The organism is Sanguibacter suaedae (assembly GCF_016342785.1).
GTDB classification, from domain to species: domain Bacteria; phylum Actinomycetota; class Actinomycetes; order Actinomycetales; family Cellulomonadaceae; genus Sanguibacter; species Sanguibacter suaedae.
The window spans coordinates 82,214-108,642 of record NZ_JAEINH010000009.1; the positions used below are offsets into that span (position 1 = coordinate 82,214).

At 71.8% G+C, this 26,429-nt stretch carries 32 protein-coding genes; 18 read left to right on the forward strand and 14 right to left on the reverse strand.

What is annotated here, in order from left to right; translation table 11 throughout:
* The first annotated feature begins 9 nt into the window (after window positions 1–9).
* Together JAV76_RS11625 and JAV76_RS11630 are read left to right on the forward strand one after the other, a co-directional pair.
* Complete coding sequence (locus JAV76_RS11625) at window positions 10–735, forward strand: hypothetical protein (protein WP_198734223.1); 726 nt, start codon at window positions 10–12, stop codon at window positions 733–735.
* A gap of 90 nt (window positions 736–825) precedes the next feature.
* On the forward strand, window positions 826–1,548 hold the full coding sequence (locus tag JAV76_RS11630) for a hypothetical protein (protein ID WP_198734224.1): 723 nt from the start codon (window positions 826–828) through the stop codon (window positions 1,546–1,548).
* A 94-nt stretch (window positions 1,549–1,642) separates the two neighbouring features.
* Here JAV76_RS11630 and JAV76_RS11635 read toward each other — a convergent pair whose 3' ends face one another.
* The 4 genes from JAV76_RS11635 to JAV76_RS11650 all read right to left on the reverse strand — a co-directional run bounded on the left by JAV76_RS11635 (window position 1,643) and on the right by JAV76_RS11650 (window position 6,276).
* Window positions 1,643–2,899: an ABC transporter permease gene (locus JAV76_RS11635; protein ID WP_198734225.1), complete on the reverse strand. Its 1,257-nt coding sequence runs from the start codon at window positions 2,897–2,899 to the stop codon at window positions 1,643–1,645.
* Window positions 2,896–3,792 (reverse strand): ABC transporter ATP-binding protein, encoded by an 897-nt coding sequence (locus JAV76_RS11640; RefSeq protein WP_198734226.1) that lies wholly within the window; start codon window positions 3,790–3,792, stop codon window positions 2,896–2,898. Before JAV76_RS11640 ends, JAV76_RS11635 begins: the two co-directional genes overlap by 4 nt.
* A 172-nt stretch (window positions 3,793–3,964) precedes the next feature.
* Window positions 3,965–4,771: a response regulator transcription factor gene (locus JAV76_RS11645; RefSeq protein ID WP_198734227.1), complete on the reverse strand. Its 807-nt coding sequence runs from the start codon at window positions 4,769–4,771 to the stop codon at window positions 3,965–3,967.
* Window positions 4,768–6,276 (reverse strand): sensor histidine kinase, encoded by a 1,509-nt coding sequence (locus JAV76_RS11650; protein WP_198734228.1) that lies wholly within the window; start codon window positions 6,274–6,276, stop codon window positions 4,768–4,770. The genes JAV76_RS11645 and JAV76_RS11650 overlap by 4 nt, the downstream gene beginning before the upstream one ends.
* A 226-nt stretch (window positions 6,277–6,502) precedes the next feature.
* Here JAV76_RS11650 and JAV76_RS11655 point away from each other — a divergent pair, with 226 nt between their 5' ends.
* The gene (locus JAV76_RS11655; protein WP_198734229.1) at window positions 6,503–6,991 is read left to right on the forward strand and encodes an SRPBCC family protein; all 489 of its coding nucleotides are present in this window, start codon (window positions 6,503–6,505) and stop codon (window positions 6,989–6,991) included.
* A gap of 87 nt (window positions 6,992–7,078) precedes the next feature.
* Here JAV76_RS11655 and JAV76_RS11660 read toward each other — a convergent pair whose 3' ends face one another.
* The gene (locus tag JAV76_RS11660) at window positions 7,079–7,294 is read right to left on the reverse strand and encodes a helix-turn-helix transcriptional regulator (protein ID WP_198734230.1); all 216 of its coding nucleotides are present in this window, start codon (window positions 7,292–7,294) and stop codon (window positions 7,079–7,081) included.
* Between the two features lie 8 nt (window positions 7,295–7,302).
* Window positions 7,303–7,680 (reverse strand): hypothetical protein, encoded by a 378-nt coding sequence (locus tag JAV76_RS11665; RefSeq protein ID WP_198734231.1) that lies wholly within the window; start codon window positions 7,678–7,680, stop codon window positions 7,303–7,305.
* A 260-nt stretch (window positions 7,681–7,940) separates the two neighbouring features.
* On the opposite strand from JAV76_RS11665, the gene JAV76_RS11670 reads away from it, so the two are divergent.
* The 4 genes from JAV76_RS11670 to JAV76_RS11685 all read left to right on the forward strand — a co-directional run bounded on the left by JAV76_RS11670 (window position 7,941) and on the right by JAV76_RS11685 (window position 10,901).
* The gene (locus JAV76_RS11670; protein ID WP_198734232.1) at window positions 7,941–8,459 is read left to right on the forward strand and encodes a hypothetical protein; all 519 of its coding nucleotides are present in this window, start codon (window positions 7,941–7,943) and stop codon (window positions 8,457–8,459) included.
* Entirely contained in the window at window positions 8,456–9,097 is a 642-nt protein-coding gene (locus tag JAV76_RS11675; RefSeq protein ID WP_198734233.1) for an RES domain-containing protein, read from the forward strand. The genes JAV76_RS11670 and JAV76_RS11675 overlap by 4 nt, the downstream gene beginning before the upstream one ends.
* 94 nt (window positions 9,098–9,191) lie before the next feature.
* The gene (locus tag JAV76_RS11680; protein ID WP_198734234.1) at window positions 9,192–9,542 is read left to right on the forward strand and encodes a hypothetical protein; all 351 of its coding nucleotides are present in this window, start codon (window positions 9,192–9,194) and stop codon (window positions 9,540–9,542) included.
* Window positions 9,543–9,932: 390 nt separating this feature from the next.
* A complete protein-coding gene (locus tag JAV76_RS11685; RefSeq protein WP_230402211.1) occupies window positions 9,933–10,901 on the forward strand; it encodes a hypothetical protein in 969 nt (322 codons plus the stop codon).
* 218 nt (window positions 10,902–11,119) lie between these two features.
* Here JAV76_RS11685 and JAV76_RS11690 read toward each other — a convergent pair whose 3' ends face one another.
* Both JAV76_RS11690 and JAV76_RS11695 read right to left on the reverse strand, forming a co-directional pair.
* Window positions 11,120–11,368, reverse strand: a complete 249-nt coding sequence (locus JAV76_RS11690) for a hypothetical protein (RefSeq protein WP_198734236.1) — start codon at window positions 11,366–11,368, stop codon at window positions 11,120–11,122.
* An 87-nt stretch (window positions 11,369–11,455) separates the two neighbouring features.
* A complete protein-coding gene (locus JAV76_RS11695) occupies window positions 11,456–11,842 on the reverse strand; it encodes a hypothetical protein (RefSeq protein ID WP_198734237.1) in 387 nt (128 codons plus the stop codon).
* Window positions 11,843–11,907: 65 nt separating this feature from the next.
* On the opposite strand from JAV76_RS11695, the gene JAV76_RS11700 reads away from it, so the two are divergent.
* Window positions 11,908–12,312, forward strand: a complete 405-nt coding sequence (locus JAV76_RS11700; RefSeq protein WP_198734238.1) for a hypothetical protein — start codon at window positions 11,908–11,910, stop codon at window positions 12,310–12,312.
* Window positions 12,313–12,324: 12 nt separating this feature from the next.
* On the opposite strand, the gene JAV76_RS11705 is transcribed toward JAV76_RS11700, so the two are convergent.
* Genes JAV76_RS11705 through JAV76_RS11715 form a run of 3 tightly spaced genes read right to left on the reverse strand, consistent with a single transcriptional unit; the run spans window position 12,325 to window position 15,042 of the window.
* Window positions 12,325–13,620, reverse strand: a complete 1,296-nt coding sequence (locus JAV76_RS11705) for an alpha-amylase family protein (RefSeq protein ID WP_198734239.1) — start codon at window positions 13,618–13,620, stop codon at window positions 12,325–12,327.
* Between the two features lie 10 nt (window positions 13,621–13,630).
* Window positions 13,631–14,170, reverse strand: a complete 540-nt coding sequence (locus JAV76_RS11710) for a DUF1697 domain-containing protein (protein ID WP_198734240.1) — start codon at window positions 14,168–14,170, stop codon at window positions 13,631–13,633.
* Window positions 14,170–15,042, reverse strand: a complete 873-nt coding sequence (locus tag JAV76_RS11715; protein WP_198734241.1) for a hydroxyisourate hydrolase — start codon at window positions 15,040–15,042, stop codon at window positions 14,170–14,172. The genes JAV76_RS11710 and JAV76_RS11715 overlap by 1 nt, the downstream gene beginning before the upstream one ends.
* Before the next feature lie 148 nt (window positions 15,043–15,190).
* On the opposite strand from JAV76_RS11715, the gene JAV76_RS11720 reads away from it, so the two are divergent.
* The 7 genes from JAV76_RS11720 (at window position 15,191) to JAV76_RS11750 (ending at window position 21,461) form a co-directional block, all read left to right on the forward strand.
* Window positions 15,191–16,192 (forward strand): siderophore ABC transporter substrate-binding protein, encoded by a 1,002-nt coding sequence (locus JAV76_RS11720; protein ID WP_198734242.1) that lies wholly within the window; start codon window positions 15,191–15,193, stop codon window positions 16,190–16,192.
* A 7-nt stretch (window positions 16,193–16,199) separates the two neighbouring features.
* The gene (locus JAV76_RS11725) at window positions 16,200–17,228 is read left to right on the forward strand and encodes an iron chelate uptake ABC transporter family permease subunit (protein WP_198734243.1); all 1,029 of its coding nucleotides are present in this window, start codon (window positions 16,200–16,202) and stop codon (window positions 17,226–17,228) included.
* Window positions 17,221–18,270, forward strand: coding sequence for an iron chelate uptake ABC transporter family permease subunit (locus JAV76_RS11730; protein ID WP_307844182.1), 1,050 nt, complete (start codon window positions 17,221–17,223; stop codon window positions 18,268–18,270). The genes JAV76_RS11725 and JAV76_RS11730 overlap by 8 nt, the downstream gene beginning before the upstream one ends.
* Window positions 18,267–19,025, forward strand: coding sequence for an iron ABC transporter ATP-binding protein (locus JAV76_RS11735; RefSeq protein WP_198734244.1), 759 nt, complete (start codon window positions 18,267–18,269; stop codon window positions 19,023–19,025). The genes JAV76_RS11730 and JAV76_RS11735 overlap by 4 nt, the downstream gene beginning before the upstream one ends.
* 12 nt (window positions 19,026–19,037) lie before the next feature.
* A complete protein-coding gene (locus JAV76_RS11740; protein WP_198734245.1) occupies window positions 19,038–20,540 on the forward strand; it encodes a DHA2 family efflux MFS transporter permease subunit in 1,503 nt (500 codons plus the stop codon).
* A 73-nt stretch (window positions 20,541–20,613) separates the two neighbouring features.
* The gene (locus tag JAV76_RS11745; protein WP_198734246.1) at window positions 20,614–21,030 is read left to right on the forward strand and encodes a hypothetical protein; all 417 of its coding nucleotides are present in this window, start codon (window positions 20,614–20,616) and stop codon (window positions 21,028–21,030) included.
* Window positions 21,031–21,164: 134 nt separating this feature from the next.
* A complete protein-coding gene (locus tag JAV76_RS11750) occupies window positions 21,165–21,461 on the forward strand; it encodes a hypothetical protein (protein WP_198734247.1) in 297 nt (98 codons plus the stop codon).
* A gap of 40 nt (window positions 21,462–21,501) precedes the next feature.
* Here JAV76_RS11750 and JAV76_RS11755 read toward each other — a convergent pair whose 3' ends face one another.
* Together JAV76_RS11755 and JAV76_RS11760 are read right to left on the reverse strand one after the other, a co-directional pair.
* Window positions 21,502–21,723, reverse strand: a complete 222-nt coding sequence (locus JAV76_RS11755) for a hypothetical protein (RefSeq protein ID WP_198734248.1) — start codon at window positions 21,721–21,723, stop codon at window positions 21,502–21,504.
* On the reverse strand, window positions 21,720–22,448 hold the full coding sequence (locus JAV76_RS11760; RefSeq protein WP_198734249.1) for an NAD-dependent epimerase/dehydratase family protein: 729 nt from the start codon (window positions 22,446–22,448) through the stop codon (window positions 21,720–21,722). The genes JAV76_RS11755 and JAV76_RS11760 overlap by 4 nt, the downstream gene beginning before the upstream one ends.
* Before the next feature lie 88 nt (window positions 22,449–22,536).
* Between JAV76_RS11760 and JAV76_RS11765 the strand changes: the two genes are divergently transcribed.
* The gene (locus JAV76_RS11765; protein WP_198734250.1) at window positions 22,537–23,133 is read left to right on the forward strand and encodes a TetR/AcrR family transcriptional regulator; all 597 of its coding nucleotides are present in this window, start codon (window positions 22,537–22,539) and stop codon (window positions 23,131–23,133) included.
* 34 nt (window positions 23,134–23,167) lie between these two features.
* Window positions 23,168–24,010: an SMP-30/gluconolactonase/LRE family protein gene (locus JAV76_RS11770; protein WP_198734251.1), complete on the forward strand. Its 843-nt coding sequence runs from the start codon at window positions 23,168–23,170 to the stop codon at window positions 24,008–24,010.
* Between the two features lie 37 nt (window positions 24,011–24,047).
* Here JAV76_RS11770 and JAV76_RS11775 read toward each other — a convergent pair whose 3' ends face one another.
* On the reverse strand, window positions 24,048–25,112 hold the full coding sequence (locus JAV76_RS11775) for a S41 family peptidase (RefSeq protein WP_198734252.1): 1,065 nt from the start codon (window positions 25,110–25,112) through the stop codon (window positions 24,048–24,050).
* 149 nt (window positions 25,113–25,261) lie between these two features.
* On the opposite strand from JAV76_RS11775, the gene JAV76_RS11780 reads away from it, so the two are divergent.
* Complete coding sequence (locus JAV76_RS11780) at window positions 25,262–26,416, forward strand: FUSC family protein (RefSeq protein ID WP_198734253.1); 1,155 nt, start codon at window positions 25,262–25,264, stop codon at window positions 26,414–26,416.
* The last annotated feature ends 13 nt before the right edge of the window (window positions 26,417–26,429 follow it).

Sequence of the window (26,429 nt, forward strand, 5' to 3'; positions counted from 1 at the left end):
GGTGGCCGCATGACCCGATCCCTCACACTCGCCCTGTGCACCGTCGTCGCACTCACCCTCAGCGGTTGCGGCAGCGCGGACGACACCGACACCACCGTCGACCCGACGGGGACGGTGACGACCACCGTCCCCGAACCCACGGACACCGAGGAGCCGACCGTCACGGGGGAGCCGACCGACGACGGGTTCATGGCCCCCACGGACGTCCCGGCCGAGGCGATGCTTCCCGCCGAGGCGCTCGAGGCGCCGGAAGGCCCGCGGGAGGAGACCGAGGGCGTGGCCGCGTGGCTGATCAGCGAGACCTGCGAGGCCGGGACCCCTGAGTCGGCCTCCGCCATGCGGACGGTGGTCCAGGGCGACGGGATGTACGAGGCTCCCGTCGGCATCCAGCAGGTGGCCGCCTTCCCCGACGTGCAGGCTGCCGTGGACGAGGCGGACCGGCTCCGGTCGGTCGCCACGCAGTGCTCGGAGCTGGCGGCCGAGGAACAGACGGGGTACTTCGTCGAGGACGTGGCCGTCGGCGCGCAGGGCCTCGGGCTGGTCACCGACTACTACGGCGTCGGGGACGACACCGCTCTCGGCGCCTACGTGGCCGTCACGCGTCGCGGCAACGCCGTGACCCTCGTCGGCATCTCCGGTGGGGAGCACAACGTCGGCAAGGCCCGGGAGATCGCCACCGACGACGCCCAGGAGGCCTGGAACCAGCTCTGCCGGTACGACTCCGAGGGCTGCTGACCGCGGGCTTCGCCATGTCCCCCCAGGGTAGGCGTCGCGGTACGCCCGCGGGTGGATGTCGCGCTCCGGCCCTTCTGGGAGGGTTGCGGCATGAGACGCTCTACCGCCTTGATCCTGTGCACCGTCACCGCCCTCACCCTCAGCGGCTGCGGCGCCACCGACGACGACGCCGCCGCGAACCCGACGACCGACACCACGACCGCCACCTCCGGGACGACCGGCCCCGCAGGGGAGACGGGTGATGCGGAACCAGCCGACCCGGACTTCGCTGCACCGACCGACATCCCTGCCGACGTCATGCTCCCCGTCGTGGCGCTCGAGCCGTCCGTGGGGCCCCGCGAGGAGACCGAGGGCGTGGTGGAGTGGCGCATGAGCGCCACCTGCGAGCCCGGGACCCCGGAGGCCGCTGCGGCCATGCGGACCGTCGTCCAGGGGGACGGCGAGTTCGAGGCGCCCGTCGCCGTCCAGCAGGTGGCCGTCTTCGACGACGCGCAGGCCGCCACGGACGAGTCGGACCGGTTGCGGTTCGTCCTCGCGGAGTGCGCGCAGTTCGTCTCCGACGACCGGACGGCGTACGCCGTCGAGGACGTGGAAGTCGGTGCGCAAGGAGTGGGCATGTCGACCGACTACTACGGTGCCGGTGGGGACGACGCCCTCGGCACTTACCTCGCGGTGACGCGCCGCGGGAACGCCGTCACCCTCGTGTCCGTCGAGGGCGGGGAGGGCACCGTCGGTGATGCCCGTCGCATGGTCACCGCCGACGCCCAGGAGGCCTGGAACCAGCTCTGCCGGTACGACTCCGAGGGTTGCTGACGCACCACCCCGTCCAGCACGCAGCGAGCCCCGGTCGTCACCGACCGGGGCTCGCTGCGTGTTGGGTCCTGCTGCGCCTGGGAAGGGTGACGCGTCAGACCTCGAGCTTGAGGGCCTGGCGCCACGTGAGGGCGGTGCCTCCCTGCATGACGGCCCTCTGGTACACCTTCTCGCCGAGGCGGAGCAGGAGGTACGCGGTGACGACCGTGACGGCGAGCGACACGAGGGGCTCCCACACGGGGACGCTGCCGTCGAGGACCCGGATGGGCATGGCCACGGAGGACACGATCGGGACGTACGAGGCGATGGTGAGCCACATGCCGTCCGCGAGGAGGCCGACGAACAGCGCAGCCATGATGACGGTCGTGATGGGCCCGGTGTTGGACTGGAGGTCCTCGCTCCGGGAGGCCAACGACCCGAGGACGGCCCACACGGCGGCGAGCGCCGTGAAGCCACCCACGAAGAACACGATGAACCAGCCGGACGCCCCGAGGAGCCAGCCGAGGTCGGACGCCACGCCGGTGATGTTCACCGCGACGAGCGCGACGATCGCGTAGATGGCGATCTGGCCGAAGGCGAGGATCGAGTTGCCGAGGACCTTCCCGTAGAGGAGCTGCCGGACGGGGATGGCGGTGGCGAGGATCTCGACGACGCGGTTCTGCTTCTCCTCGAGGACGGAGTTGGCGATGGCCATCCCGAAGATGATCGCGGAGAAGTAGAAGAGGAACGCGAAGATGGTTCCTGCCGCGTAGCGCAGCCCGGCCTGGCCCTCGTCGCCGGTGAGGAGCTCGGTGGTGACCTCGGAGCCGGCCATGAGCTCGGCCGTGGTGGTGCCGGCCTCGGTGGCGTTGGCCTCGAGGACGGAGGCCGCGAGGGTGTCGGTGAGGGCCCCGGCGAGCCCGGAGTCGACCTCCTCGTCCCCGACGATGACCCAGCCCTCGCCGGTGTCGAGGAGGGCCGCGTCGGCGTCGCCGTCGCGGACCGCCTGGCGGGCGGCGTCTTCGTCGGCGACCTCCTGGGCGGTGACGGTGTCACCGGAGTCGTCGGCCCCGACGATCGCCTGGCTCGCGTCGACCACCGCGGTGGCCTCGGTGGAGACCACGGCGACGGTGTGGTCCGCGGTGCGGTTCCCGAAGTAGGCGGAGGCACCGACGCCGACGATGATGAGGGCGAGGGTCACGAGGGTGGAGACGATGAAGTTCCGGTCGGTGAGCTTGACCACGACCTCGCGGGTGGTGACCACGAGCCAGGGGTTCTTCACCACGCCAGGGGCGGCGGCGGGGGCGTGCGTGTCCTCGGGGGCCGGGGTGGGTGCGCCGGTGGGCGCCGTGGTGGACGTCGAGGTGCTCATCGGGTGACCTCCCGGTAGATGTCGGTCAGGGACGGGACGAGGGGCGTGAACTCGGTGAGCCCGCGCGGGACGGCGCGCTCGAGGAGACGGGCCTGGGTGCCTTCGCCCTCGAGCTCGAGGACGGCGTGGGCGCCGTCGACGTCGACCACCCGCACGCCGGGCTCGTCGCGCAGCCACCCGGCGTCGGGGGGCGTGGCGACGCGGTAGCGGCGGGGGCCGCGGCTCTTGAGCTCCTCGCGGGTGCCGGCAGCCATGATCTTCCCGTCGGACAGGACGACGAGGGAGTCGCAGAGCCGCTCGACGAGGTCGAGCTGGTGCGAGGAGAAGAGCACGGGCACGCCCTCGCGGAGGCGGTCGCGCAGGAGGTCGACCATCGAGTCCACCGCGACGGGGTCGAGGCCGGAGAACGGCTCGTCGAGGACGAGGGCGGTGGGGGCGTGCAGGAGCGACGCGGTGATCTGCACGCGTTGCTGGTTGCCGAGGGACAGGGACTCGAGCTTGTCCTTGAGGCGGTCGCCGAGCCCGAAGCGCTCGAGCATGCGGGTGGCCTCGCGGGCCGCGTCCTTGCGGGTCATGCCGCGCAGCTGGCCGAGGTAGGTGAGCTGGTCGAGGATGCCCTGCTTGGGGTAGAGCCCGCGCTCCTCGGGCATGTACCCGAAGCGGGCGCGGTCGGCGGCGGTGATGGGGCGCCCGTCCCAGAGGACCTCGCCCCCGTGGACCACGAGGACGCCCATGATCATGCGCATGGTGGTCGTCTTCCCGGCACCGTTGGCACCGACGAACCCGGTCATCTTGCCGGGCTCGACCGTGAACGTCACGTCGTCGACCGCGGTCTTGTCCCCGAACGTGCGGGTCAGGTTCCTCACCTCGAGCGAGGCTGTCTGCTGGCTCATGTGCTTGTCCCTTCCTGGCGTACCTCGAGCCTAGGGACGCAGGGTGCGCGGCGGTTCCCCCGCGCGGCGGAAAGTTCCGCTGACCAGCGGTTCCGCCGCGCGGGGGACCTCCTCCTCGTGGGGGAGGTCGCAGAGGAGCCGACCGCGGGGGAGCGGCCTGCCGGAGGTGCCGTCAGGCGGTGCCGACGATGCCCGTGCGGTACGCGAAGACGACGGCCTGGACCCGGTCGCGCGACGCCGTCTTGGCGAGGACGTTCGACACGTACGTCTTCACCGTGGACTCCCCGAGGAAGAGGCGCTCCGCGATCTCCGCGTTGGACAGGCCCTCCGCGAGGAGCCCGAGGACCTCCCGCTCGCGGGGGGACAGCGTGTCGACGGTCTGCCGGAGGTCCGCCGGGACCGGTCCGGCACCGTCGGTCGGCGGTGCGGTGCCCGTGCTCCCCGCGACCGTCGTGCCGCCGCCCGTGCCCGCCGCACCGTTCGCGCCCTGCGCATCGGGCCCCTGCGGTGCGCCGCCGGGCACCGGGCCGCCGGCCCCGCGCACCCCGGCCTCCGTGCCCACGAGCCGCGAGATGACCTTGAGCGTCGCCTCCGGGGCGAGGAGGGCGTGCCCCTCCGCGACGGCGCGCACGGCCTCCACGAGGTCGTCGGGGTCGGCGTTCTTCAGCAGGAACCCGCTGGCCCCCGCGGCGAGCGCGTCGAAGAGGTAGTCGTCGCGGTCGAACGTCGTGAGGATGATGACCTTCGCCAGGCCCTGCGCCACGATCTCCTGGGTGGCGGCGATGCCGTCCATGACGGGCATCTGCACGTCCATGAGGACCACGTCCGCAGGGTGCGCGGAGAGGGCGTCGAGAGCCTCGCGGCCGTTGGCGGCCTGGCCGACCACCTCGACGTCGTCCTCGACGGACAGGACCATCGCGAACCCGGAGCGCACCAGCGCGTGGTCGTCGACGAGGAGCACACGGACCGGACCGGTCATGAGGGGGAGCCGTCCTTCGGATCGGGTTCGGGGGGAGCGGGGGAGTCGTCCGGGACCGGTGGTGCCGGTCGGGCGGGCGGTGCGGACGGGGTGGGGCTCGCGCCGTCCAGGGGGAAGCGGACGCGCACCCGCCACCCGGTGCCGGTGAGGCGCGGACCCACCTCGGCCTCGCCGCGGTGCAGCTGGACGCGCTCGCGGATGCCGCGCAGCCCGTACCCGGACCCGGAGGTGCCGGGGCGCTGCTGCCCGTCGTCGAGGACCTCGGCCTCGATCCAGCGGGTCACGGTGGGCTGGGCCGCCGACGCCGGGTCGTCCGGGGCGGGGTGCTCCTCGTCCGTGACGGGGTGCGTAGTGGTCCCGGTGCGGACCGTGACGCGTGCATGGGAGGCGGTGGAGTGCCTGGCCACGTTGGACAGGGACTCCTGGACGGTGCGGAACAGGGAGAGGGCGACGGGCCCGGGGACGTCGGCGAGGGGCAGGGCGTCCTCGACGACGGTGAGGTCGACGTCCAGCCCGCCGGCGCGCTGGACCTCGACGAGGTCGGCGAGGTCCCCGAGGCCGGGTTCGGGGGCACGGCTGCCGTCGGGGCGGTCGGTGTCCGTCTCGCTGCGCAGCACACCGAGGAGGGACCGCATGTCGCCGACGGCCTGGCGGCTGGAGGCCTCGATGGTGCGCAGGGCCTCGGCGGCGGCGTCGGGGTTGCGGGTGAGGACCTTGCGGGCGGCACCGGCCTGGACGCCGATGACGGACACGTGGTGGGCGACCACGTCGTGCAGCTCACGGGCGATGCGCAGGCGTTCGTCGACGACGGCGCGGCGGGCGAGCTCGCCCGCCTGCTCCCGTACCTGGACGGTCTGCTCGGCGAGGCGCTCACGCTGCAGGGCGGACCGCCACGACGCGCGCCCCGCGGCGATGGCACCGCCGAAGTAGGCGAGGTTGATGATGCTCGTGTAGAGGACGGCCGCGGCGAGCTGGGGGACGGGGCCGTCGGGCTCGAAGCGCTCGAACTGGTCCATGAACCCCGTCGCCATGGTGAACGTCGAGACGAGCCACAGGGTCATGGTGAGCAGCACCAGAGACATGGCGATCCACAGCATGCGGCGGTCCCGCGCCCAGGCGACGGCGGCGTAGATGGCCGCGAAGTACGCGCCCTGGAAGGCGAGCTCGATCGCGGCGCTCACGCTCAGGTAGGTGAGGCCGAGGAACAGGGCGCTGGACAGGACGAGCGCGGAGAGCGGGTGCGTGCGGCGCACCAGCAGCGGCAGGATCATCAGGGCGGTCGCGACGTACCCGCGCCACGTCGCCTCGTCGTCGCTCGCGCCGACGCTCTTGGACAGCAGCACCATGAGCAGCGCGACCACGAGGAACACGGCGGTCCCGATGACGTCGTTGCGGACCTGCGCCCGGGTGGGGCCCGGGCGTTCCCACAAGGGTTCGACGGGGTCGTTGAGCCACAGGTCGAGCCGCTCGGGCAGCCGCGGGCGTGCAGGTGCGGAGGAGGCCATGGACGGCACGCTACGTCATGGGTGCCCTGGTGAGCGCGACCGTGGACCCGCGCGTGAAGGGGGTGGTGGCGAACCGGGCGACAGCGCGGCAGGGCTGGCCGGTTCGCGGCCTCGCCGTATGGTTGACGTAGCTGCGCGGCCCCGGAGCTCTGCGAGATCAGGTGCGGGGCCGGCCAGGTCCCACCGCCACGTGTCGCCGTCACCTCAGGACGAGGAGCACCGCATCGTGAAGTTCACCGTCTCGATCGAGATCGCGTCGCCCCGGGAGACGGTCGTGCAGCTTCTCGAGGACCCCGTGCACCGGCCGAGATGGCTGCGGGGTCTGGTGTCGCACGAGACGGTGCGCGGCGAGGACGGCCAGGTCGGTACCGAGTCCAGGGTCGTGTTCCGGGCAGGGCAGCAGACCATGGAGTGCACGGAGACCGTGACGCGCCGAGAACCGGCCGACCTCCGCGACGTCCCGGCGGACCGCGTCATCCACTTCGAGCGGGAGATCGTGGCAGAAGGCATGTGGAACGCGGCCCGCGAACGTCTCACTCCGCGCGGCCCCGAGGGCACGCTGTGGGTGAGCGAGAACGAGTACCGCTTCACCGGGATGATGCGGCTCGTGGCGCCCCTGCTGCGCGGCTCCTTCAAGAAGCAGACACGGCAGCACATGGAGGACTTCAAGGCGTTCGCCGAGGCGGAGACCGACGTCCGTCGGGCGGAGGGCTGACCGTCCACCCCTCCGGCTCTGCCGGGTGCCCTCGTGGTGCTCCGCACCGCGCGCTGGTCCGTGCCCTGGTGGCCGTCGCCGTCCGTCTCATCCGTCGCGCCCGGTTGTTTCCGCGTCCGGCGTGAAGAGGTCCTCGATGCGGCACGCGAACGTCTCGGCGAGGCGGAAGGCGAGGGCGAGGCGGGGTTCGTAGCGTCCGCGCTCGATGGCGTTGATGGTCTGGCGGGAGACGCCGGTCCGTGCCGCGAGATCCTCCTGGGAGAGTCCCGCAGCCATCCGTCTGCGGGCGAGCGTGTTCTCCACGGTGGCGCTCAGAGGTGCCGGGGCGCGCGGGCGTACTGGATCCAGAACGTCGCGAGCGTGAGGACCAGCGTGCCGTAGACGAGGGCTCCCGGGGCGAACCAGTCGTTCACTATGAGCCACGTGCCGACGACCGCGAGAGACACGATGGTGATCGGGAGGGTGTGCACCGCGGCGAAGCGCTCCTGATCCCGCTCGATGCTGTCCGGTTGGTCCGCCCGGCGTGCGCGCCGCCGACGCGTGGTGATGATGTTCACCGCGAGCCCAGCACCGACGGGCACGAGCCCGTTCAGCACCAGGAACACCCCCTCGGGGACGTGGTCGTGAACCGCCGCGGCCGAGATCGCGGACGCGATCACGACGAGCCCAAGGACCAACCACGTACGCATCACGACCCCCGATGGAAAGTTTCCTTTACGTGAGGAGTTTCCAGCGGGCACCAAGGGTGTGTCAAGGCAACGTGCGTTCGAGACCCCGGGCAGACCATGTTCGTCCCGACGGGAGATGCAGGGGGCTGCAGAGCCTCGTCGCCCGCGCGACGACCGGATCGCGCGAGCACGTCGGCCGGGCCTGGGCACGATCACCGTCGACGCCTGCCTTTCCTGATACTGTCGGAGCAGACCTTGACGACCTTGACGGGAGGTGTGTGGTGACGACGCGTGAGGACTACCAGCAGGTGCTGCTCGCCGAGCTGACCGACCAGATCGCCGACCGGCTGCGCTCCACGGACGTGAGCGGGCTCGCCTCCCCGGCCGACGTCGCGCGCCAGATGATGACGCAGCTCCCGCAGGCGCAGCCACACCCCTGGGCGCAGCAGATCGGCCCGTTCTACGACACAGCAGGCGTGGTCGCCATGATCGGCTCGAGCAAGGCCGCGGTGTCCGACCGTGTGCACCGCGGCACCCTCATCGGCGCGCTGACACGCAACGGGACCATGGTCTACCCGGCGTTCCAGTTCGAAGGGCGCGAGATGCACCCCGGCATCAAGAGCGTGCTCGGTGCGTTCAAGCGATCCGGGCTCGACGGCTGGGCGATCGCCTCCTGGTTCACCGTGCCCGCCGAGGACCTCGACGGGCAGACGCCTGCACAGTGGATCCGCGACGGCCACGACATCACGGTCGCCCGCGAGCTCGCACTGGAGACCGTCGCACGCTGGACGGCCCCGTGAGCGGAGTCGCTCGCACCGGTTCCACCCAGCAACCGCCCGACCCCCGGACGGATCTCACCAGGTTCCCCCAGCGCACGGTCACGAAGGGGACGCAGTGGTGCCGGGAGCACGGCCCACAAGGACCGTGGTACTTCGCCGCCGGACCAGGAGGACGGTTCAACCTCGACGAACCCCACGGCACCCTCTACCTCGCGAACAGGCCCGAGGCTGCGGCGCGCGAGAGGATCGGGCCCGACCACGTCCAGCACGGGGCGATCCCTCGTGCGATCGTGGAGAACCGGTGGGTCTCCACCCTCCCGCTCGCCGAGACCGTCTCGGCCGCCCACGTGACGCACGAGTCGGCACCGAGCTTTCGCGTGGTCCCCGAGCTCACGACCATGCGGCCCTACGACACCCCCCGCGCATGGGCCCGCGCGTTCTTCGCGGCAGGATTCACCGGCATCTGGGGGATGCTGCGCCACTCCAGCGCCACCTGCCGTGGCCTGTCGGTCTTCGGTCCGGTCGGCACCCGGGACTGGCCCCGCGACCCGACGCCAGTCCCACTGCGCGCTCTGCTCGACGAGATGCCCGGACTCACCGTCGTCGACCCGCCCCACACCAGCGATCTGGAGATCCTCAGACCTCCTGACCGGGCGTAGCTGCACGCGGTGGAGAGCCCGCCGAGACCTCGGGAACGCATCCGATCAGCGGCCTTCCGCACACCGCCCCATCCCGTGAGCGAGACTTGCTGTCGTGGACGATCAGGATCTGGACGATGACGCTTCGTGGTCTGTGGTGTTCGAGGACTTCCGGAAGGCCGTCATCGCTGAGCTGTTGGCCGAGGTGGCGCCAGGGCATCCGCTCCACGGGCGGGAGATCGAACCTGTGATGCGCTGTGTCGGGTGTGACGACGTCCTCGTCCGGGTCGGTGCGAAAGGCGACGGTCTGGTGCATGCAACGTGGTCGCGCAAACGCGAATCGCTGCTCTTCCCGAGGTGCCCGCACACCCTTGATGACACGAGGCTGCGTGCGACGCACGCTCGATGGAGTGAATTTTGCATCGCAGAGGACCTCAAACTGGAGCTACCCGAGCAGCGAGGGTGATCTCCTCGCAACCGTCTCCACACGCGACGGGTAGCAGAGGTGCGGCCGAGCGAGGACGAGTTCGTGCAGCGAGCTGCTGCACGACTTCCTTGGGGCATGTGGTCGTCCTGTTGGACCGGATCCGCCCGGGGGCGCGCCGCTGGTACGCCGCCCAGGCCGGCGACGCGGGCTTATCGTGTGCGGTGTTGGAGCGCGAAATCTGCGAACTGCTTGGTTCCTGGGTCTTGCGGAGACTCCCGGCAGATCGTCGGCGGTAGCTGAGGCGGTGTTGTGGTCGTGGCTGTTGTTCTTTGTGCTCAGCAACGAGTCCCCCAACATTGCGGGACTCATCGCGCGTCCTCGAGCGCTCTTCTCCATCGGCGCGAGCGTCCGTGATGCCATCCTGAGGGTGTGTCTTCCTTCGGCTCGCCCAAGCCAGCGCCCGCCACACCCATGCCTGATTTGGAGGGCCCCCACCTGGCGGGCCAGGCGCTGCACATGATGTGCCGGCTCCGCGACCACATCGAGCGCATCGACAACGGGGCGGCGTACGCTGCGGACGACCTCGCAGTGGTCCTGCGTGCGCTGCTCGCACCTGCGCATGGCAATGACGTCCTGCGACGCCTCGAGGACAGCTCGGGTATCGACCCGTCCAGGATTCTCGTGACGCGGCAGGCTGACACGACGGCGAAGTTCTCCGTCGGCTCTCTGCCGACACGCCCCGGGGCTGAGGTTCACGGTGCGGAGTGGGTCCCGTGGCGTGACTGGATTCAGCGGCCCGTGGTGCACACCGAGTGCCAGGGCGCCTCAGTGACGTACTCGTGGGCGAAGTTCCTGAGTACGTACGCGAACAAGTGGGGAGGGGCGCACCTGGACCGGACCGTACCAACGCACCTGCAGTTGATCGACGGATGGTCGTTCGGTGGGTTACTCCTGAGCGGGTACCTTTTGCGCTCGGCAGGGCTCGTAGCTTGGGCGCATACTCACCGGGCGCTGTCACAGGGGAAGTTCCGTTTGGGAACTGCCTCGCTCTCTACCGAAGTGGACGAGAAGGCGCGCTTGGGTGTCCCCGGGAGTATCGCCACTGACCCGAGGGATCAGCTCGCGCTCGGCGAGCTCCAGTGGCTGACGCTGACGAGTGAGGAGTTGGCGTTTCACCTGTACGTAGACCCCAGCCAACCAGTCAGTGCACGCATGGCCCCAAGCGCGATTCCGTTTGAGATGACGTTCAAGCCCTCGGACGTCACCAGGGAGCCCCCAGTCCGAAACGAGGTCCGTCAAGTTGCACCGAAGAACGTGGTTGCGGCCGCCGACAGCTCTCGGTCTCTTCGGATGTCTGGGCGGATCACGGCCCCTCCGACGTCGAATGTGACTGAGTAGTGGTCGCGGAGAGCGGTCTGTCTGCCGGGTCTTGAGGGCGCCTCGCTTGTACAGGGCGCGCTGTGCGCTGACTCCGGCCTGCGCGTGAAGGCAGGAGATCGGAGCATCGCGGTGGCCACATCGAGGCGCCGAGGTCCCGCATACGGCACGTCGCGCGCTTGGGCCCCTGCACGATCCTTTACGTCTAGCGCCTTGCCGATTCCCGTTGAGCGCTCCCCTCACCGCCGGGTGATGGCCGACGCCCACACCCACACGTACCCCTCGCGGCCGTGCTCGTCGGCGTAGTGGACGTACCCGGCGCGGGGCGACCAGGCGACGGCCTCGCCGGTGACGAGGACGTCGCGGCCGCGCGCGTCGGTGATCCACGCCTGCACGGGCACCGACTCCGTGGGGCGCGTGATCGGCTGACCCACGGCCTTGGGGCCCAGGCTGCGGGCCATGTCGCGCACCGGGATCTTGTCCACCATGCACCCAGGGTATCGAACAGGTGTTCGAACGAAGCTCGAGAAGGTCGAGCGGGGGAGAAGATCACCCCCGCGGGCGGTGCTCGAGACCTACCGCTGGATCCGCAGAGGTGTCTCGCTCACGAAGGCGACGGCGACGCCGTGCAGTCTCCCGAGGCGCTCGAACTCGCCGCGGACGGCCTCGGCCTGGCCCCACGACGCCGCCGCGTAGACGAGGTCGCTCCCGATGGAGTAGTCCGTCAAGCGGTCCTCCAGGTCGGGGTCCTCGACGAGCTGCTCGTCGCTCGGGGCGTCGGGGCCGTTCATCGGAGGGAACGCGCGGATCAGGTCACGGTAGAACGCCTGCAGCGCCGGAGTGGTCACCTGCGGGTCCGCGTACGAGTGGCCCTCCGTCCACTGCGACCGGTCGTCCCACCACCTCTCGAAGCCGTCATCGGTGGTGGCCTCGGGGTCGAAAGCGAGGATGTCGTAGCTCATGGGGCACAACGTACTGGTCGCCCCTCGTTCACCTCCGACTCACCCGTGGTCGTTACGGTCCCGGCATGACAGCACGAGCCCTCACCGCCCTCACGTCCGCAGCGCTCCTCGTCGCGCTCGCGGGATGCTCCTCGGACGCGCCGCCCACCGACGCGAGCGTCGACGCCTACTGCGACGCGTACACGGAGTGGGCCCTCACCACCGAGGGCACCGACTGGGAGGCGTACTCCGAAGCGGCAGGCCGCCTCGTGGAGGTGGGCACCCCGGAGGGGACGCCCGACGCGGAGCGTCACGCCGTCGAGCTGTTCGCCGATTGGGTTCGGAGCGAGGCGCCCGGCGAGCGCCTGAGCATCGCGCAGTGGGCACCCGAGGAGGACCGGGCCGGCATCTACGGTCTGATGGACTGGTCCCAGGTCACCTGCGTGACCGGCGAGGTCGCGGAGACGGGCGCGAACCCCTTGGGTCGCTGACCCCACCGCGCCTCAGGAGAGCACGGCCCACTCGTGCCCCGGGACGCTCCAGCGGCCGCCCTGCCCGCCGTCCGCGTCGTGCGCGGTGCCGGCGAGCACGGTCGACGCCGTCGCGTCGACGGTCGCGTCGTCGTCGGAGACGTTGAGGAGCACCACGAGCCGCTGGTCGGGGACGCTGCCGACGCTCTCGTACGCGTAGACGGTGTTGGTGAGCGTCAGGGTGCGGGTGGTGGCTGTGTGCAGCCACGGGTGCCGGCGGCGCAGGCCGACGAGCTCCTGGTGCAGGGCGAACGTGTCCTGCCCGGCCGGATCGAGGTCCGCCGGGGTCGCCGGGTACGCGGGGCGCACCGCGTCGTCGCCGCCCGCCCGGTCCTCCTTGACGCCGGTGAGGCCGCGCTCGTCCCCGTAGTACACGGACGGCGTGCCGCCGACGGTGAGGAGCACGACGAGGGCGTGCGCGCGGTGGCGGGCATCGCTGATCTGGCTGGCGAGGCGCGTGACGTCGTGGTTGCCCACGAACGTGTACGGCACGAACGTCGCGAGGAGGTCGGTGTGCCGCTGGAGGGTCCAGTCGAGCTCGAAGAAGTTCGCGGACTCCAGCGCGCTCCACGTCGCCTTCCACAGCTCGTACTGCGTCACGGAGTCGACGGTGCTGCGGGTCACGAAGTCGGCGTAGTCGCCGTGGAGGACCTCCCCGAGGACGTACGCGTCGGGGAACTGCTCACGCACGCGGGGCAGGACCGACGCCCAGAACTCCGGGGGCACCGCGTAGGCGGCGTCGAGGCGCCACCCGTCGACGCCGCGCGCCAACCAGTGCGTCATGACGGACACGACGAGGTCCGCGACGGCGTCCGTGGAGTGGTCGAGGGCGACGAGGGCGTCGTGCCCCTCGAAGGTCGCCAGCGCGCCCGACGCGTCACGGCGGAACAGCGACGCGTCGGGCGACGACAGGTCGTCCTGGGCGGTGCGGAACGGCCCGAACTCGCGGCCCACGTGGTTGAACACCCCGTCGAGGAGCACCCGGATGCCGCGCGCGTGCGCGGCCTCGACGAGACGGTCGAGGTCGGCGTCGTCCCCGAGGCGGGGGTCCACCCGGAAGTAGTCGATCGTGTCGTACCCGTGGGTGCTCGACTCGAACACGGGTCCCAGGGCCAGGCCGTTCGCCCCCAGGTCCACCACGTGGTCGAGCCACCGCTCCAGGTGGTCGAGGCGCCGGACCGGCGTGCGGTCGGCCCCCGTCGTGTCGGCACCGACGAACCCCAGGGGGTAGACGTGCCACCAGATCGCGTGCTCCACCCAGTCCCGCATGCGCCTCACCCTAGCCGTGGGCGGGCGTGCCCGCAGCGAGGTCGTCGACCATGCCCACCAGGCGGCGGATCGTGTTCATGTTCCGTGCCGTGACCACCCCCAGCGTGCTCGGGAGACGCAGCCGGGACCGGCCCATGCCGTTCGGGTAGTGGACGTACACCTCGCGCTCGCCGCACACGACCTCCTCGCCGTCGGGTGAGACGACGGCCTCGACGTCGGCCCTGGGGACCGGGTCGTTGCCGACGAGCACCGAGACCCTGGCGCCGTCCGCGTCGGGGAACGGGATCGCGTCGGCGAGCGCCCGCAGCTCGTTGCCGGTCCGCACGACGACGTCGACGGGCGCACCGAGGTGCTCCCGGAGCGCGGTCTCGAGGTCCTGGCGCACGGTCGCCGGCGGGTCGTCGGTGCGCAGCACGAGGTTGCCGCTCTGGATGTACGTCCGCACGTCCTCGTACCCGAGCCGGGTGCACAGGGTCCGGAGGTCGGCCATGGCGAGCCTCCCCGTCCCGCCCACGTTCACGGCGCGCAGGAGCGCCACGACCGTCCCCATCAGAAGGCTCGGTGGGTCGAGTACCCGAACGGGGCGAGCAGCACGGGGACGTCGTACCGCGACGTGGCGTCGTCCACCCGGAAGGTCACCGTGACCTCCGGGTACCCGCTGGTGCGACCGGTCGCCGCGAAGTAGGTGTCGGTGTCGAGCGTGAGCCGGTAGACCCCGGCGTCGAGGCGCTCGGGCCCGAGCACGGCGGTCCCGTCGTCACCGGTGACCGTCCGCCCGAGCGGGCGCCACGCAGCGGTGCCGTCCACCTCGGTGGTGCGCTCGTCGAGCCGTACCGGGACGCCCACGCCGGGCGTGCCCAGCGCGGTGTCGAGCACGCGTGTGGTCAGGGCACACGGTCCGTGGTCCGTCGGGGACCGCGGCTGCTCGGCTCGCGCCTCCTGGCGGGCCAGGGCCGCCGGGGACCCCGGCTCCTCCCACATCTGCCCGAGGCGGACCAGGGCGTTCTCCCGGAGCTGCTCGGCGACGTGGGCGGCCTCGGTGTCCGGGTCGAGGCCCAGCCGGCGGTGCAGCTCGGCGAGGATCTCCTCTCCGGACCGTCCCGCGGTCCGGACGAGGAACACCCGGCCGAACCGTTCTTCGTAGGTGGCGCAGGCCCGCTCCAGCTCCTCGGCGACGGGCCCGCCCGTCCCGGTGCTCCGTAGCCGCGGGTGCCCGACGAGCGCCTCGTCGACCTCGGCGGGGGTGAGGCCGTCGCCCGCGGCGGCGGCCGCGTCGAGCAGGTGCACCATGCTCGGGAACGGGGCGTGCGCGGCCACGGAGTCGACCCAGCGGCCCACCGGGAGGGCTGCGGCGAGGGCGGGCCGGGCGTCGTCGGGTCCGACGTCGGGGCCCAGGTGCAGGGAGGAAGGGGTGTCTGTCACGGCACCCATCCTCTCGGGAGGGCCGCAAGATGTCGCGCGCAGCGAACCCCTGGTCCGCAGCACGGCAGGCATGGTCTAAGGTGAGGCTTGCCTTTGTAAGGATCACCTTGCAAAGGTCCACCTCTCCCATCGATCCACGGAGTCACCCATGCGCGTGCAGTCAGGTCGCCGGTCCGGCGCCCTCGTTCTCCTCACCACCGCCACCCTCGCGCTCGCCGCCTGCAGCGCGGACGCGGACGCGACGTCCGACGGGGCCACCGGAGCGTCCGACCCCGCCGCCGGCACGGTCGAGATCGAGGACAACCACGGGACGGTCGAGGTGCCTGTGAACCCGGAGCGCGTGGTCGCCCTGGACAACCACGTCTTCGAGACGCTCAGCGCCTGGGACGTCGACCTCGAAGCCGCGCCCAAGCCGATCATGGGAGACCTGTGGCCGGAGTACCTCGAGGACTCCGTCCTCGACGTCGGCAGCCACCGCGAGCCGAACCTCGAGGCGATCATCGAGGCCCAGCCCGACCTCGTCATCGGCGGGTACCGCTTCAGCGACTCCTACGAGGACATCAAGGCCCAGAACCCCGACGCCACCGTCATCGAGATCGCGCCCCGCGAGGGCGAGGACGCCTCCGACGAGCTCGTCCGGCAGATCGAGATCCTCGGGAAGGTCTTCGACCGCGAGGACGACGCCGCGGCGCTCGTCGAGGCCTTCGACGCCGCGGTCACCTCCGCGAGCGACGCCTACGACGACAGCGAGACCGTCGTCGGCCTCATCACGTCCGGCGGGGAGATCGCGTACAGCGCGCCCGTGACCGGCCGCAGCATCGGGATGCTCTTCCCGACGCTCGGCCTCACCCCCGCCATCGAGCAGGAGGCCGAGGACGTCTCCCACGGCGACGACATCAGCGTCGAGGCCATCGCCGCCGCGAACCCCGACTGGATCATCGTCCTCGACCGGGACGGTGCCGTGTCCGAGGAGGGCGGGTACAGCCCCGCGGCCGAGCTCATCTCCGGTTCCGAGGCCCTGTCGTCCGTGACGGCCGTCGTCGAGGACCAGGTGATCTACCTCGACCCGAGCTTCTACCTCACCGAGGACATCCAGGCGTACACGGCGCTCTACGAGCAGATCGCTCAGGCGTTCGCCCAGGCGTCCTGACGCCCGCATGACCACGCACGCCCCGGCCACCACCACCACGGCCGACACCCCGACGACCGCCGCACCCGCCGCACCCGTGCGGCGGCGGTCGTGGGCGGCGCGGGCCGCCCTGCCCGCCGCGACCATGCTCGTCGTGGGCCTCGTGCTCCTCTCGCTCGCCGTCGGCGTCTACGACGTCGTCGGCGGGGAACGGGGGACGGAGATGTTCTTCATCACGCGCGTCCCGCGGACCGCCGCGCTCGTCCTCGCCGGCGTGGCCATGTCCCTCAGCGGGCTCGTCATGCAGATGCTCACCCAGAACCGCTTCGTGGAGCCCACGACGAGCGGCACCACCGAGTGGGCCGCCCTCGGGCTCCTCGCCTCCGTGATCCTCCTGCCCGACGCGAGCCTCACCGTCCGCATGCTCCTCGCCAGCGCGTCGGCGTTCGTCGGGACCATGGTCTTCCTCGCGTTCCTGCGCCGCGTCGCCGTGCGCTCGACCCTCGTGGTGCCCCTCGTCGGCATCATGATGGGTGCGGTCGTGAGCTCGTTCACCACGTACGTGGCGGTGTCGACCGACCACCTGCAGATGCTCGGCACGTGGTTCATGGGCAGCTTCACGAGCGTGGTGCGCGGCCGCTACGAGGTCCTGTGGGTGGTGGCCGTCATCGTCGTGGTCGTCTACGTCGTCGCCGACCGGCTCATGGTCGCCGGCCTCGGGAAGGACGTCGCCACCGGCCTGGGCGTGAGCTACGAGACGGTGCTGCTCGGCGGGACGGCGCTCGTGGCCGTCGCCACCGGGGTCACCACGGTCGTCGTCGGCTTCCTGCCGTTCCTCGGCCTCGTGGTCCCCAACGTCGTGTCCATGCTGCGCGGTGACGACCTCCGCTCGAACATCCCCTGGGTGTGCCTCGGGGGAGCGGGCCTCGTCATCGTGTGCGACCTCGTGGGGCGGACCGTGCGCATGCCGTTCGAGATCCCGGCGTCCATGGTGCTGGGGATCGTCGGGGCGGCCGTGTTCGTGTCGCTCGTGCTCGGGTCGAGGCGTCGTGGCTGAGCGGGCCGGGGCCGGCCTCGCACCCGCAGCGGTGAAGGCGGCGCCCGCCACCGCCGGGGTGCGGACCGGGTGGCGCCCTTCGCGTACGACCGTCGGGTGGGTGGCCGGCGGCGTCCTCGTCATCGCCCTGGTCCTCGCGACCGTCCTCTACGACAACCGCCTGCCCGTGGGGTCCGCGGGGTTCCGCACCATCGTCACGATGCGCCTCGAGTCCGTGGCGACCATCGTCGTCGTCGCGTTCTGCCACGGCGTGGGCACGGTGATCTTCCACACCGCCACCGGGAACCGCATCCTCACCCCGTCGATCCTCGGGTTCGACGCCCTCTACCGCCTCATGCAGACGTCCCTCGTGTTCGTCCTCGGCGGCACCGCCGTGGCAGCCACCGGCGGCCTTGGGGCCGTGGCCGTCCAGACGGTCCTCATGGTGGGCTTCGCGACGCTCCTCTACGGGTGGTTGTTCTCGGGACGCCGCGCCGACCTCCATGTCCTGCTCCTCGTGGGCGTGGTCCTCGGGATGGGCTTCGCGTCCGTGTCCACGTTCATGCAGCGCATGCTCACCCCCAGCGAGTTCGACGTCCTCTCCGCACGCCTCTTCGGCAACATCAGCGGGTCCGACGCGTCGTACCTGCCGTGGGCGGCCGCAGTGTGCGTCGCCGTCGGGGCCGTCCTGTGGCGGCGCCGGCACGTGCTCGACGTCGTGGCCCTCGGGCGCGACGTCTCCACCAACCTCGGGCTGAACCACCGGCGCGAGGTGCTCCTGCTCCTCGTCCTCGTGGCGCTCCTCGTGTCCGTGTCGACGACCATGGTCGGTCCCATGACGTTCTTCGGGTTCGTCGTCGCGACCCTCACCTACCAGGTCGCCGGGGCCGCGACGCACGCCCGGCTGCTGCCGCTCGCCGCGCTCGTCGGCACGTGCGCCCTGCTCGGCGCGTACTTCGTCCTCCGCCACGTCTTCTACGCCGCCGGCCTGGTCACCGTGATCATCGAGCTCGTCGGCGGTCTCATTTTCCTCGTCCACCTCCTGCGGAAGGGCCTGCGGTGATCCGCCTCGCCGACGTCTCCAAGTCCTACGGGTCCGTGCGGGCCCTGGGCCCCGTCGACCTCGACATCCCCCGGGGCGGCATCACCGCCCTCGTGGGGCCCAACGGTGCGGGGAAGTCCACGATGCTCACCGTCGTCGGCCGCCTCCTCGACCCCGACACCGGCCAGGTCCACGTCGGGGGGCTCGACGTCGTGACGGCGCGCTCCAAGGACCTCGCGAAGGTCCTCGCGGTGCTGCGCCAGGAGAACCACTTCGTCACCCGCCTCACCGTCCGCCAGCTCGTGTCCTTCGGCCGGTTCCCCCACTCCGGCGGGCGTCTCACCGCGGAGGACCACGCGAAGGTCGACGACGCACTCGAGTTCCTCGACCTCGCGCCCCTCGCGGCGCGGTTCCTCGACGAGCTCTCCGGCGGGCAGCGCCAGCGCGCCTACGTGGCGATGGTCCTCGCGCAGGACACCGACTACCTGCTCCTCGACGAACCGTTGAACAACCTCGACGTGCGGCACGCGGTGTCCATGATGAAGCAGCTGCGGAGGGCCGCCGACGAGCTCGGCCGCACCGTCGTCATCGTCATCCACGACGTGAACTTCGCGGCCGCGTACGCCGACCACGTCGTCATGATGGTCGACGGCGGGGTGCACCTCGCGGGCCCACCGTCGGAGGTCATCACCTCCGAGGTCCTCACCGAGGTGTTCCGCACGCCCGTGGACGTCCTCGAGCACCACGGCAGGCCGCTGGCCGTGTACTACAGGTAGTGTCGCCGGCACATGAACACCACCGTCGCACGCCCCTGGGCGGCACTCTGGGCGCTCGTCGTCGGGTTCTTCATGATCCTCGTCGACACGACCATCGTGTCCGTCGCCAACCCCAGCATCATGCGTGGCCTGGGGACCGACATCAACGCCGTCATCTGGGTGACGAGCGCGTACCTCCTCGCGTACGCGGCGCCGCTCCTCGTCACCGGGCGCCTCGGTGATCGGTACGGGCCCAAGCCCGTGTACCTCGTGGGCCTCACCGTGTTCACGCTCGCGTCCGCGGCGTGCGGCCTGTCGTCGTCCGTGGAGGCGCTCGTCGGCGCGCGTGTGGTCCAGGGCCTCGGCGCCGCGATGATGACCCCGCAGACCATGGCCGTCATCACGCGGGTGTTCCCGCCCGACGGGCGCGGCAAGGCCATGGGTCTGTGGGGTGCCGTGGCGGGCGTCGCGACGCTCGTGGGCCCCCTCCTCGGTGGGGTCCTCGTCGACGGCCTCGGCTGGGAGTGGATCTTCTTCGTCAACGTGCCCGTCGGGGTCGTGGCGTTCGTCCTCGCCTGGCGGCTGGTGCCCACGCTGCCGACGTCGGCGCGGCGCATCGACGGTGTCGGTGTCGCGCTGAGCGCCGTGGGCATGGTGCTCCTCGTGTTCGGCATCCAGGAGGGGCAGACGTACGACTGGGGGAGCATCGAGGGCGTCGTGCCCGTGTGGGCCGTCATCGTCTCCGGCGCGGTGGTCCTCACCGTGTTCGTCGTCCACCAGGCGCGGACCCGCGCCGAGCCGCTCCTGCCGCTCGGCCTGTTCCACGACCGCAACTTCTCGCTCGCCAACGGTGCCATCACGGCCGTCGGCTTCACGGTGACGAGCCTGTCGCTGCCCCTGGTCTTCTACTACCAGCTGGTCCTCGGGTTCTCCCCGACCCGCTCCGCGCTCATGCTCGTGCCCATGGCGGTGCTGTCCATGGTCCTGGCGCCCGTCGTGGGCAAGCTCGTCGACCGCGTGAACCCGCGCGACATCGCCGTCACGGGCCTCGTCCTCATGGCCACGTCCCTCGTCTGGTACTCCGTGTGGCTCGTGCCCGACGAGTCCCAGTGGTGGCGCCTGCTCCTGCCGAGCGCCGTCCTCGGCGTCGCGAACGCGTGCACGTGGTCGCCCGTGTCGAGCACCGCGACCCGCAACCTGCCCCCGGCGCAGGCCGGCGCCGGGTCGGGGGTGTTCAACACGACGCGGCAGGTCGGGTCCGTCCTGGGGTCCGCCGCGGTGGCGGCGCTCATCCAGGCGCGGCTCGCCGCCGAGCTCGGCGCCGGCACCTCCGTGGACGACGCGCAGGGTGGTGGCCAGCTGCCCGCGGCGCTGCACGACGGGTTCGCGGCCGCCATGTCCCAGGCGCTCCTCCTGCCCGCCGCCGTGGCCGTCGTCGGCGCGGTGACGGTCGCGTTCTTCGCACGGCCCGACCGCACGGCCCACGTGGTCGCGGTGCCAGCACGGAAGTCGGACGAAGCGCATCACGCTCGCTGAGGACGAGCCTGTGCACCATGTACGCTCTGTACATCACGTACATCTGGAGGTCGACGTGTCCACCATCCATCCGGTGCCGACCGCTCTGCGGTTCCCGACGGCGGCGCAAGGGCGCAGCCACTTTCGCGACCTGTTGGACGCTGCGGTCGACGGCCGTACCGCCACGGTGCAGCGCGAGGACCAGCAGGTCGCCGTCGTCGACGCTCGACGCCTCCGTGCTGCCCTGGAGAGGCTCGTCGACGTGCTCCCCGTCGTGGTGCACGAGGAAGGGGAGTGGTCAGCCTTCCTCCCTGGCGTGCCGTTGACCGCATCGGGGGCGACGGTCGACGCTGTCATCGATGACCTCGTCGCTGCGTCGCGGGAATATGCGGAGGACTGGAACGCTCGTCTGCGTGCCGCTCCCAACCACGAGGAGAACTGGGGATTCGTCCAGCTCGTCGACCTCTCGACCGACGAGCAGCTGCGGACGTGGATGACTCGTCTCGCATGAGCAGGCGTCCTGCCCCGACACGCGATGACCATGACACGTTCTGCACCGTCGAGGGGTGGGAGCTGGTCCGAGGTGCTACGGGTCGACCTGTCGCCCACCATCGGACGTACGAGCTCCCTCTGACCGACGGCAGGGTGCTGCGCACCCGGATCAGCAAGCCCGTCGACTCGTCTACATACGGCGCGAGCATGTGGTCCGCGATCCTCCGAGACCAGCTCTGCGTCACGTCGGACGAGTTCTGGCGCTGCGTCCAGGACGGCGAGGTCCCCGCGCGTGACGTCCGAGTGACCGAGCCCCCGGTCGCAGCGATCCCGCTGGGGGTCGTCGTGCAGCTCAAGCGCCTCGTCGGGCTCGACGACGCCGAGATCGCCGAGATGACGAAGGACGAGGCGGTAGACCGCCTCAACGCGCACTGGGGCGACCCCGGGTAGACCGACCCTTGCAGGCTCGGCGTCGCCGAGCGCCTGAGTCTCAGCCGTCCGTCTCCTCCGCGAGGCTGAGACCCGGGACGGTGCGCAGGTCGTCGAGCGTGAGGACGTCGTGCATGCCGTGCGCCCCGGGTGGGAGGGCGGTGGCGCGCAGGGCGACGGCCGCCGTGACGCGCCCCGTCGCGAGGGACTGCGTGACACCGGAGGCGACGAGCGTCGCGCCGGCGGCCTGCGCGAACACGACCCAGTCCTCGCCGCCGCTCACGGGTGCGAGGTGCGCGACGCGACGTGCGCCGGGGACCACGTGGCGAAGGTCAGCGTCCGGGTGGCCGCGGGGTCGTCGAGCCCGAAGTAGGTGCGGACGGGGCTGCCGAGCTCGCGCGTCATGGTGTGCTGGTCCGCGAAGTCGGCGCGGACCAGGTGGTGCCGTGTCCCGGCGACCTCGAACGTCCGGGCGCCCGTGTAGTTGCGGACCCGCCGCCCTGTGGCGGGGTCGACGAACGACCGGCCGAGCATGTCGAACGTCCACCTCGTCGCGGCCTTCCCGTGGTGCTCGCCCGCGCCGAGGACCACCCCGACGTCCACCGGCCCGGGTGAACGACGGTGGACCTCGGCGGCGAGGACGTTCGAGACGCCGGGGGCGATCCCGACGTCCGTGACGAGGACGCCCGGCGTCCCGCCCGTGGTGAGGCCCGCGCGGAGCACCTCCAGGTAGCCACCGGTGGCACTGATGTCGACGAAGGGCACCCCGCGGGCGTGCGCCACGGCGGCGACCCGCACCTCCTCGAGGCCCGACGCGTTGACCACGGCGTCGGCGCCGTCGAGGGCGTCGCGCCACCCGTCGGGATCGCGGACGACGTCCACGGCCACGTCCGCGCGGGCCGGGTCGCGCCCGACCGTCACGGCGTCGTGCCCGAGGCGGCGCAGCTCGCCGACGACGGCGGACCCGACGGCCCCGGAACCGCCGAGGACCACGATGCGTTGCGTCATGCCAATCTCCAACCGTCTAGTTGTAATTGCTCGGACCCTACGCCCGGTCGGCAGCAGACCGCAACCATCCGGTTGGTAACGTGGTCCCATGGCATGGGACACCGAGCGCACCCGCAGGGTCATCCTCGAGGCCGCCGTCGAGGAGTTCGCCGCCCGCGGCCTCGCCGGCAGCCGCGTCGACAGCATCGCCGCCCGCGCAGGCACCAACAAGGAACGCCTCTACCGGTACTTCGGCAGCAAGGAGAAGCTCTTCGACCACGTCCTCGCCGTCGAGCTCGACGCCCTCGTCACCGCCGTCCCCGCCACCGGCACCGGGACCGACGGGCTCGCCGACCACGCGGTCGCCGTCCTCGACTTCTACGCCACCCACCCCCACCTGCCCCGGCTCCTCTTCTGGGAAGGCCTCGAGCGCGACGGCGCCGCCGCCGAGGTCGCCCGGCGCTCGCACACCTGCCAGGAGCAGGTGGACCGCCTCCGCGTCGTCGAACCCTGCCTCACCGACACCGAGGCCCGCGGGGTGCTCCTCACCATCACCACCCTCGCCGCCGCCTGGTCCGTCCTCCCCGGCCTCTCCCGCGCCGTCCTCGGCGACGGTGACGCCGCCGACCCCCGTGCCGTCCTGCGCGCCACCGTCACGGCCATGGTCGCGACCGCCTGCGCGGCCGCGCCCCCGGCGATACCGTGAGGGACGCACCCACCCCCTTCCCGCCGGAGGACGCATGAGCGACGTCGAGCAGATCACCGAACCCCTCGCCTACCACGCGGAGGGCCCCGTCTGGTCGCCCACCTGGGGCGGGCTGCGCTGGGTCGACATGCTCGCCGGCGACCTCCTCACCCTCCGCGCCGACGGCACCGTCGACCGCCTCCACGTCGGCGACGTCGCCGCGTTCGTGCGGCCCCGCGTCCAGGGCGGCTACGTCGTGGGCACCGAGCGGGGCATCGCGCTCGCCGACGACCCCCACGGCGAGCCCACCCCGTGGACGGAGCTGTGGACCGACACGTCGGTCCGCATGAACGAGGGCGGCTGCGACCCCGACGGCAACCTCTACGCCGGCTCCATGGGTTACGACCAGACGGTCGGCGCGGCGGCCCTCTACCGGGTGACGCCCGACGGGAAGGTGCGCGTCGTCCTCGACGACGTCACGGTCTCCAACGGAATCGACTTCTCCCCGGACGGGTCGCTCGCCTACTACAACGACACGCAGACCCGCCGCACGGACGTCTTCGACGTCGTCGACGGCGAGCTCACCGGCCGCAGGCCGTTCGTCACCGACGACGACGCGCACCCGGACGGTCTCACCGTCGACTCGGCGGGCAACGTGTGGATCGCCCGCAACCACGCGGGCATCGTCCGCTGCTGCTCGCCCGACGGCGAGGTCCTCACCGAGATCCGCCTGCCCGCGCACCTCGTCACGGCCTGCACGCTCGGCGGCGACGACCTGCGCGACCTGTACATCACCACGTCCAGGGAGAACCTCGACGACCCCGAGCCGGAGGCGGGTGCAGTGTTCCGCGTCCGTGTGGACGTACCGGGCAGGCCCGTGCTGCCCTTCGCCGGCTGACGTCCCCGTCGAGGCCGCGCCCGAGCCCGGCCGTCGGTCAGGCGGTCCCACACCCCTGCTCCACGAGCCACGCCCGTGCCGCGTCCGGCGCGTCCTCCGGCGTGGTCGGGTGGTCCGCCGCGACCGGTTCCTCCGCGAGGTCGACGCCGTCCCGGTCCACGTAGGTGCTCTGCGTGAGGACGATCTGCGCACCGTCGTAGAGGCGTCGCACCGAGTTCGCCGACGTGTACCCGGCGCTGTCCGCCCCGAAGGACTCGACTCCGTCGAGACCACGGAACGCCGTGAGCACGGCCTCGCCGCTCGACGCGGTCCGCCCGTCCTGGAGGACGGCCACCGGCTGCCCGGAGACCTTCGGCACGGCCTCGATCACGACCGTGGTGCGGCCGCCGACCCCTGCCCCGTCGTCCTGCACGGTGACCTCGACGCCGTCTCCGGTCCGTGACCGGAAGGACATCGCCGGGCCGACGGGCAGCAGCGGGGACACCCCCGAGAGCATCGGGTACATGGTGCCCCCGGTGTTGCCCCGCAGGTCCACCACCCAACCGCACGTGCCCGGTGCGGCCTCAGCGATCCCCCGGGCGAGGACGTCCGCGTACCTCTGCTGCAGCTCCTCCGACACGCTCCCCACCTCGGGGACGGTCACCGTCGTCACCCCGTCCTGCGTCGTGACGGTCGGCTCGACGAAAGCGCTGGTGGCGCCCTGCTCGGACGCCGTCGTCTCCTCCGGGGTGAGGAAGGACGAGTGCTTGCCCCCGGCGAGAGACGTCGCCTCCGCGAGGACCCCGTGGAGGTCCGCATAGTCCGACGCGCCCTCCGCGGCGGCCACCACCCGTGCGCGCTCCGCCTCCCACGCCGGGCCGTGGGCGTCGTACCCGGACTCCAGGACGTCCAGCGCCACCTCCGCGTACCGCTGGGGTGACGGCGGGACGAGGTACAGACCGAACCTCGGGCCGTAGGCGTGCACCGCCCACGCACCGCCCGCGACGACGACCACCAGGGCGCCGCCCAACCCGATGAGGACCCGACGGAGGACGGGGCGCCGCCGGGGCCCGCCTCCCCGAGGGAGTCGGGCGGGACGGGAGGAGGAACGGTCGGCCGGCATGACCTCACGGTACGTCGGCGCTGCTCAGCGACTCGTCCACCCGAGGGCTGAACCCGAGCCGGGCATCGCCCACCCCAGGGGGCACGCCCTGGTCGGCCGGTCTCCACCCTCCGGTCGCGGGGGCCACGGCCACGGGGGAAGGTATGCGGGTGAACGACTCGGACAGACCGCGGGACACCGACGCCACGACCCGGCGCGCGACGCTGCGCCGCGCCGTCGCCACCGCCCGCACCACGTGGAACCGCCACCCCCGCTGGGGTCTGGCCGTGCGGGCCACGGTCGCCGCCGTCATCGCGTTCCCCGTCGCCCTGCTCGTCCCCGAACCGTGGTCCGCCTACCCCTACTACGCGCCGCTCGGGGCTGTGGTCGCCACCTCCGTCACCCTGGCGTCGTCCGCCCGTGAGTCCGCGCAGGCCGTCGGGGCGATCCTCCTCGGTGCCGCCGTCGCCCAGGTCGTCGACCTCCTCGTGCCGTGGACCCTCCCGTCGCTGGCGCTCGTCGTCCTCGTCGGAGTCGCCCTGTCCGGGCTGCGTGTCCTCGGCGGCCTGGGCAGCTGGGTGCCGACCTCCGCGCTGTTCGTCCTCATCGTCGGGGACGCCGACCCCGTCGGGTACACCGGTGCGTACATCGGACTGACGTTCGTGGGCGCCGTCATCGGGATCCTCGTCAACGCGGTGAAGCCGCCCCTGCCGCTGACACCTGCGACGTTCGCACTCCACGACCTGCGCAAGGCCGTCGTGGCACAGCTCGACGACCTGGGTGACGCCCTCGTCGCCGAGGAGAGACCGGGCCCCGACGAGTGGCTCGGGCACCAGCACGACCTCGTGACGGTCGCCCGGCAGGTCGACGACGCGGTCGCCCGCGCGACGGAGGCTGCCGAGGCGAACTGGGCGGCCCGGCGGCACGCGGCGTGGCGGGCACACCAGTCCCGGCAGTCCCGGCTGTTCGTCGACCTGACCCATCGGGTCGCCGAGCTCACCGGGCTCGTCGTCGAGTCCGAGCGGTCGCGGCTGCGCTCGGACCCCCTCGACGGTGACCTGCGCACCGTCACGGCGCGCACCTTCCGTGACGTGGCACGGGCCGTCGAGGCCGCGGACCGCTTGGACGGTGACGCCGACGCGTACGACGCCGCCCGCCGCGCGGTCGACGACCTCGAAACGACCGTCGGGCGGGTCCGCGTCGACCCGTCGAGGGAGCCGGGGGCCGCCGTGGGGATCACGCTCGCGCTGAGCCGGGTCGTCGACACCCTCACGGAGCACTACGAGCGCCTCGCGGCGGACGACCTGGACGGCAACCGCGGCTGACCTGCCCGTCGTC

What these genes read in the sequence shown, in the direction of transcription:
- JAV76_RS11700 (WP_198734238.1), top strand. Translation starts at nt 11,908, where the DNA reads ATGACAGCACGAGCCCTCACCGCCCTCACGTCCGCAGCGCTCCTCGTC.
- JAV76_RS11770 (WP_198734251.1), top strand. Translation starts at nt 23,168, where the DNA reads ATGAGCGACGTCGAGCAGATCACCGAACCCCTCGCCTACCACGCGGAG.
- JAV76_RS11710 (WP_198734240.1), bottom strand. Translation starts at nt 14,170, where the DNA reads ATGGGGACGGTCGTGGCGCTCCTGCGCGCCGTGAACGTGGGCGGGACG.
- JAV76_RS11765 (WP_198734250.1), top strand. Translation starts at nt 22,537, where the DNA reads ATGGCATGGGACACCGAGCGCACCCGCAGGGTCATCCTCGAGGCCGCC.
- JAV76_RS11640 (WP_198734226.1), bottom strand. Translation starts at nt 3,792, where the DNA reads ATGAGCCAGCAGACAGCCTCGCTCGAGGTGAGGAACCTGACCCGCACG.
- JAV76_RS11665 (WP_198734231.1), bottom strand. Translation starts at nt 7,680, where the DNA reads ATGCGTACGTGGTTGGTCCTTGGGCTCGTCGTGATCGCGTCCGCGATC.
- JAV76_RS11690 (WP_198734236.1), bottom strand. Translation starts at nt 11,368, where the DNA reads ATGGTGGACAAGATCCCGGTGCGCGACATGGCCCGCAGCCTGGGCCCC.
- JAV76_RS11645 (WP_198734227.1), bottom strand. Translation starts at nt 4,771, where the DNA reads ATGACCGGTCCGGTCCGTGTGCTCCTCGTCGACGACCACGCGCTGGTG.
- JAV76_RS11635 (WP_198734225.1), bottom strand. Translation starts at nt 2,899, where the DNA reads ATGAGCACCTCGACGTCCACCACGGCGCCCACCGGCGCACCCACCCCG.
- JAV76_RS11775 (WP_198734252.1), bottom strand. Translation starts at nt 25,112, where the DNA reads ATGCCGGCCGACCGTTCCTCCTCCCGTCCCGCCCGACTCCCTCGGGGA.
- JAV76_RS11760 (WP_198734249.1), bottom strand. Translation starts at nt 22,448, where the DNA reads ATGACGCAACGCATCGTGGTCCTCGGCGGTTCCGGGGCCGTCGGGTCC.
- JAV76_RS11705 (WP_198734239.1), bottom strand. Translation starts at nt 13,620, where the DNA reads ATGCGGGACTGGGTGGAGCACGCGATCTGGTGGCACGTCTACCCCCTG.
- JAV76_RS11695 (WP_198734237.1), bottom strand. Translation starts at nt 11,842, where the DNA reads ATGAGCTACGACATCCTCGCTTTCGACCCCGAGGCCACCACCGATGAC.
- JAV76_RS11625 (WP_198734223.1), top strand. Translation starts at nt 10, where the DNA reads ATGACCCGATCCCTCACACTCGCCCTGTGCACCGTCGTCGCACTCACC.
- JAV76_RS11725 (WP_198734243.1), top strand. Translation starts at nt 16,200, where the DNA reads ATGACCACGCACGCCCCGGCCACCACCACCACGGCCGACACCCCGACG.
- JAV76_RS11650 (WP_198734228.1), bottom strand. Translation starts at nt 6,276, where the DNA reads ATGGCCTCCTCCGCACCTGCACGCCCGCGGCTGCCCGAGCGGCTCGAC.
- JAV76_RS11740 (WP_198734245.1), top strand. Translation starts at nt 19,038, where the DNA reads ATGAACACCACCGTCGCACGCCCCTGGGCGGCACTCTGGGCGCTCGTC.
- JAV76_RS11630 (WP_198734224.1), top strand. Translation starts at nt 826, where the DNA reads ATGAGACGCTCTACCGCCTTGATCCTGTGCACCGTCACCGCCCTCACC.
- JAV76_RS11720 (WP_198734242.1), top strand. Translation starts at nt 15,191, where the DNA reads ATGCGCGTGCAGTCAGGTCGCCGGTCCGGCGCCCTCGTTCTCCTCACC.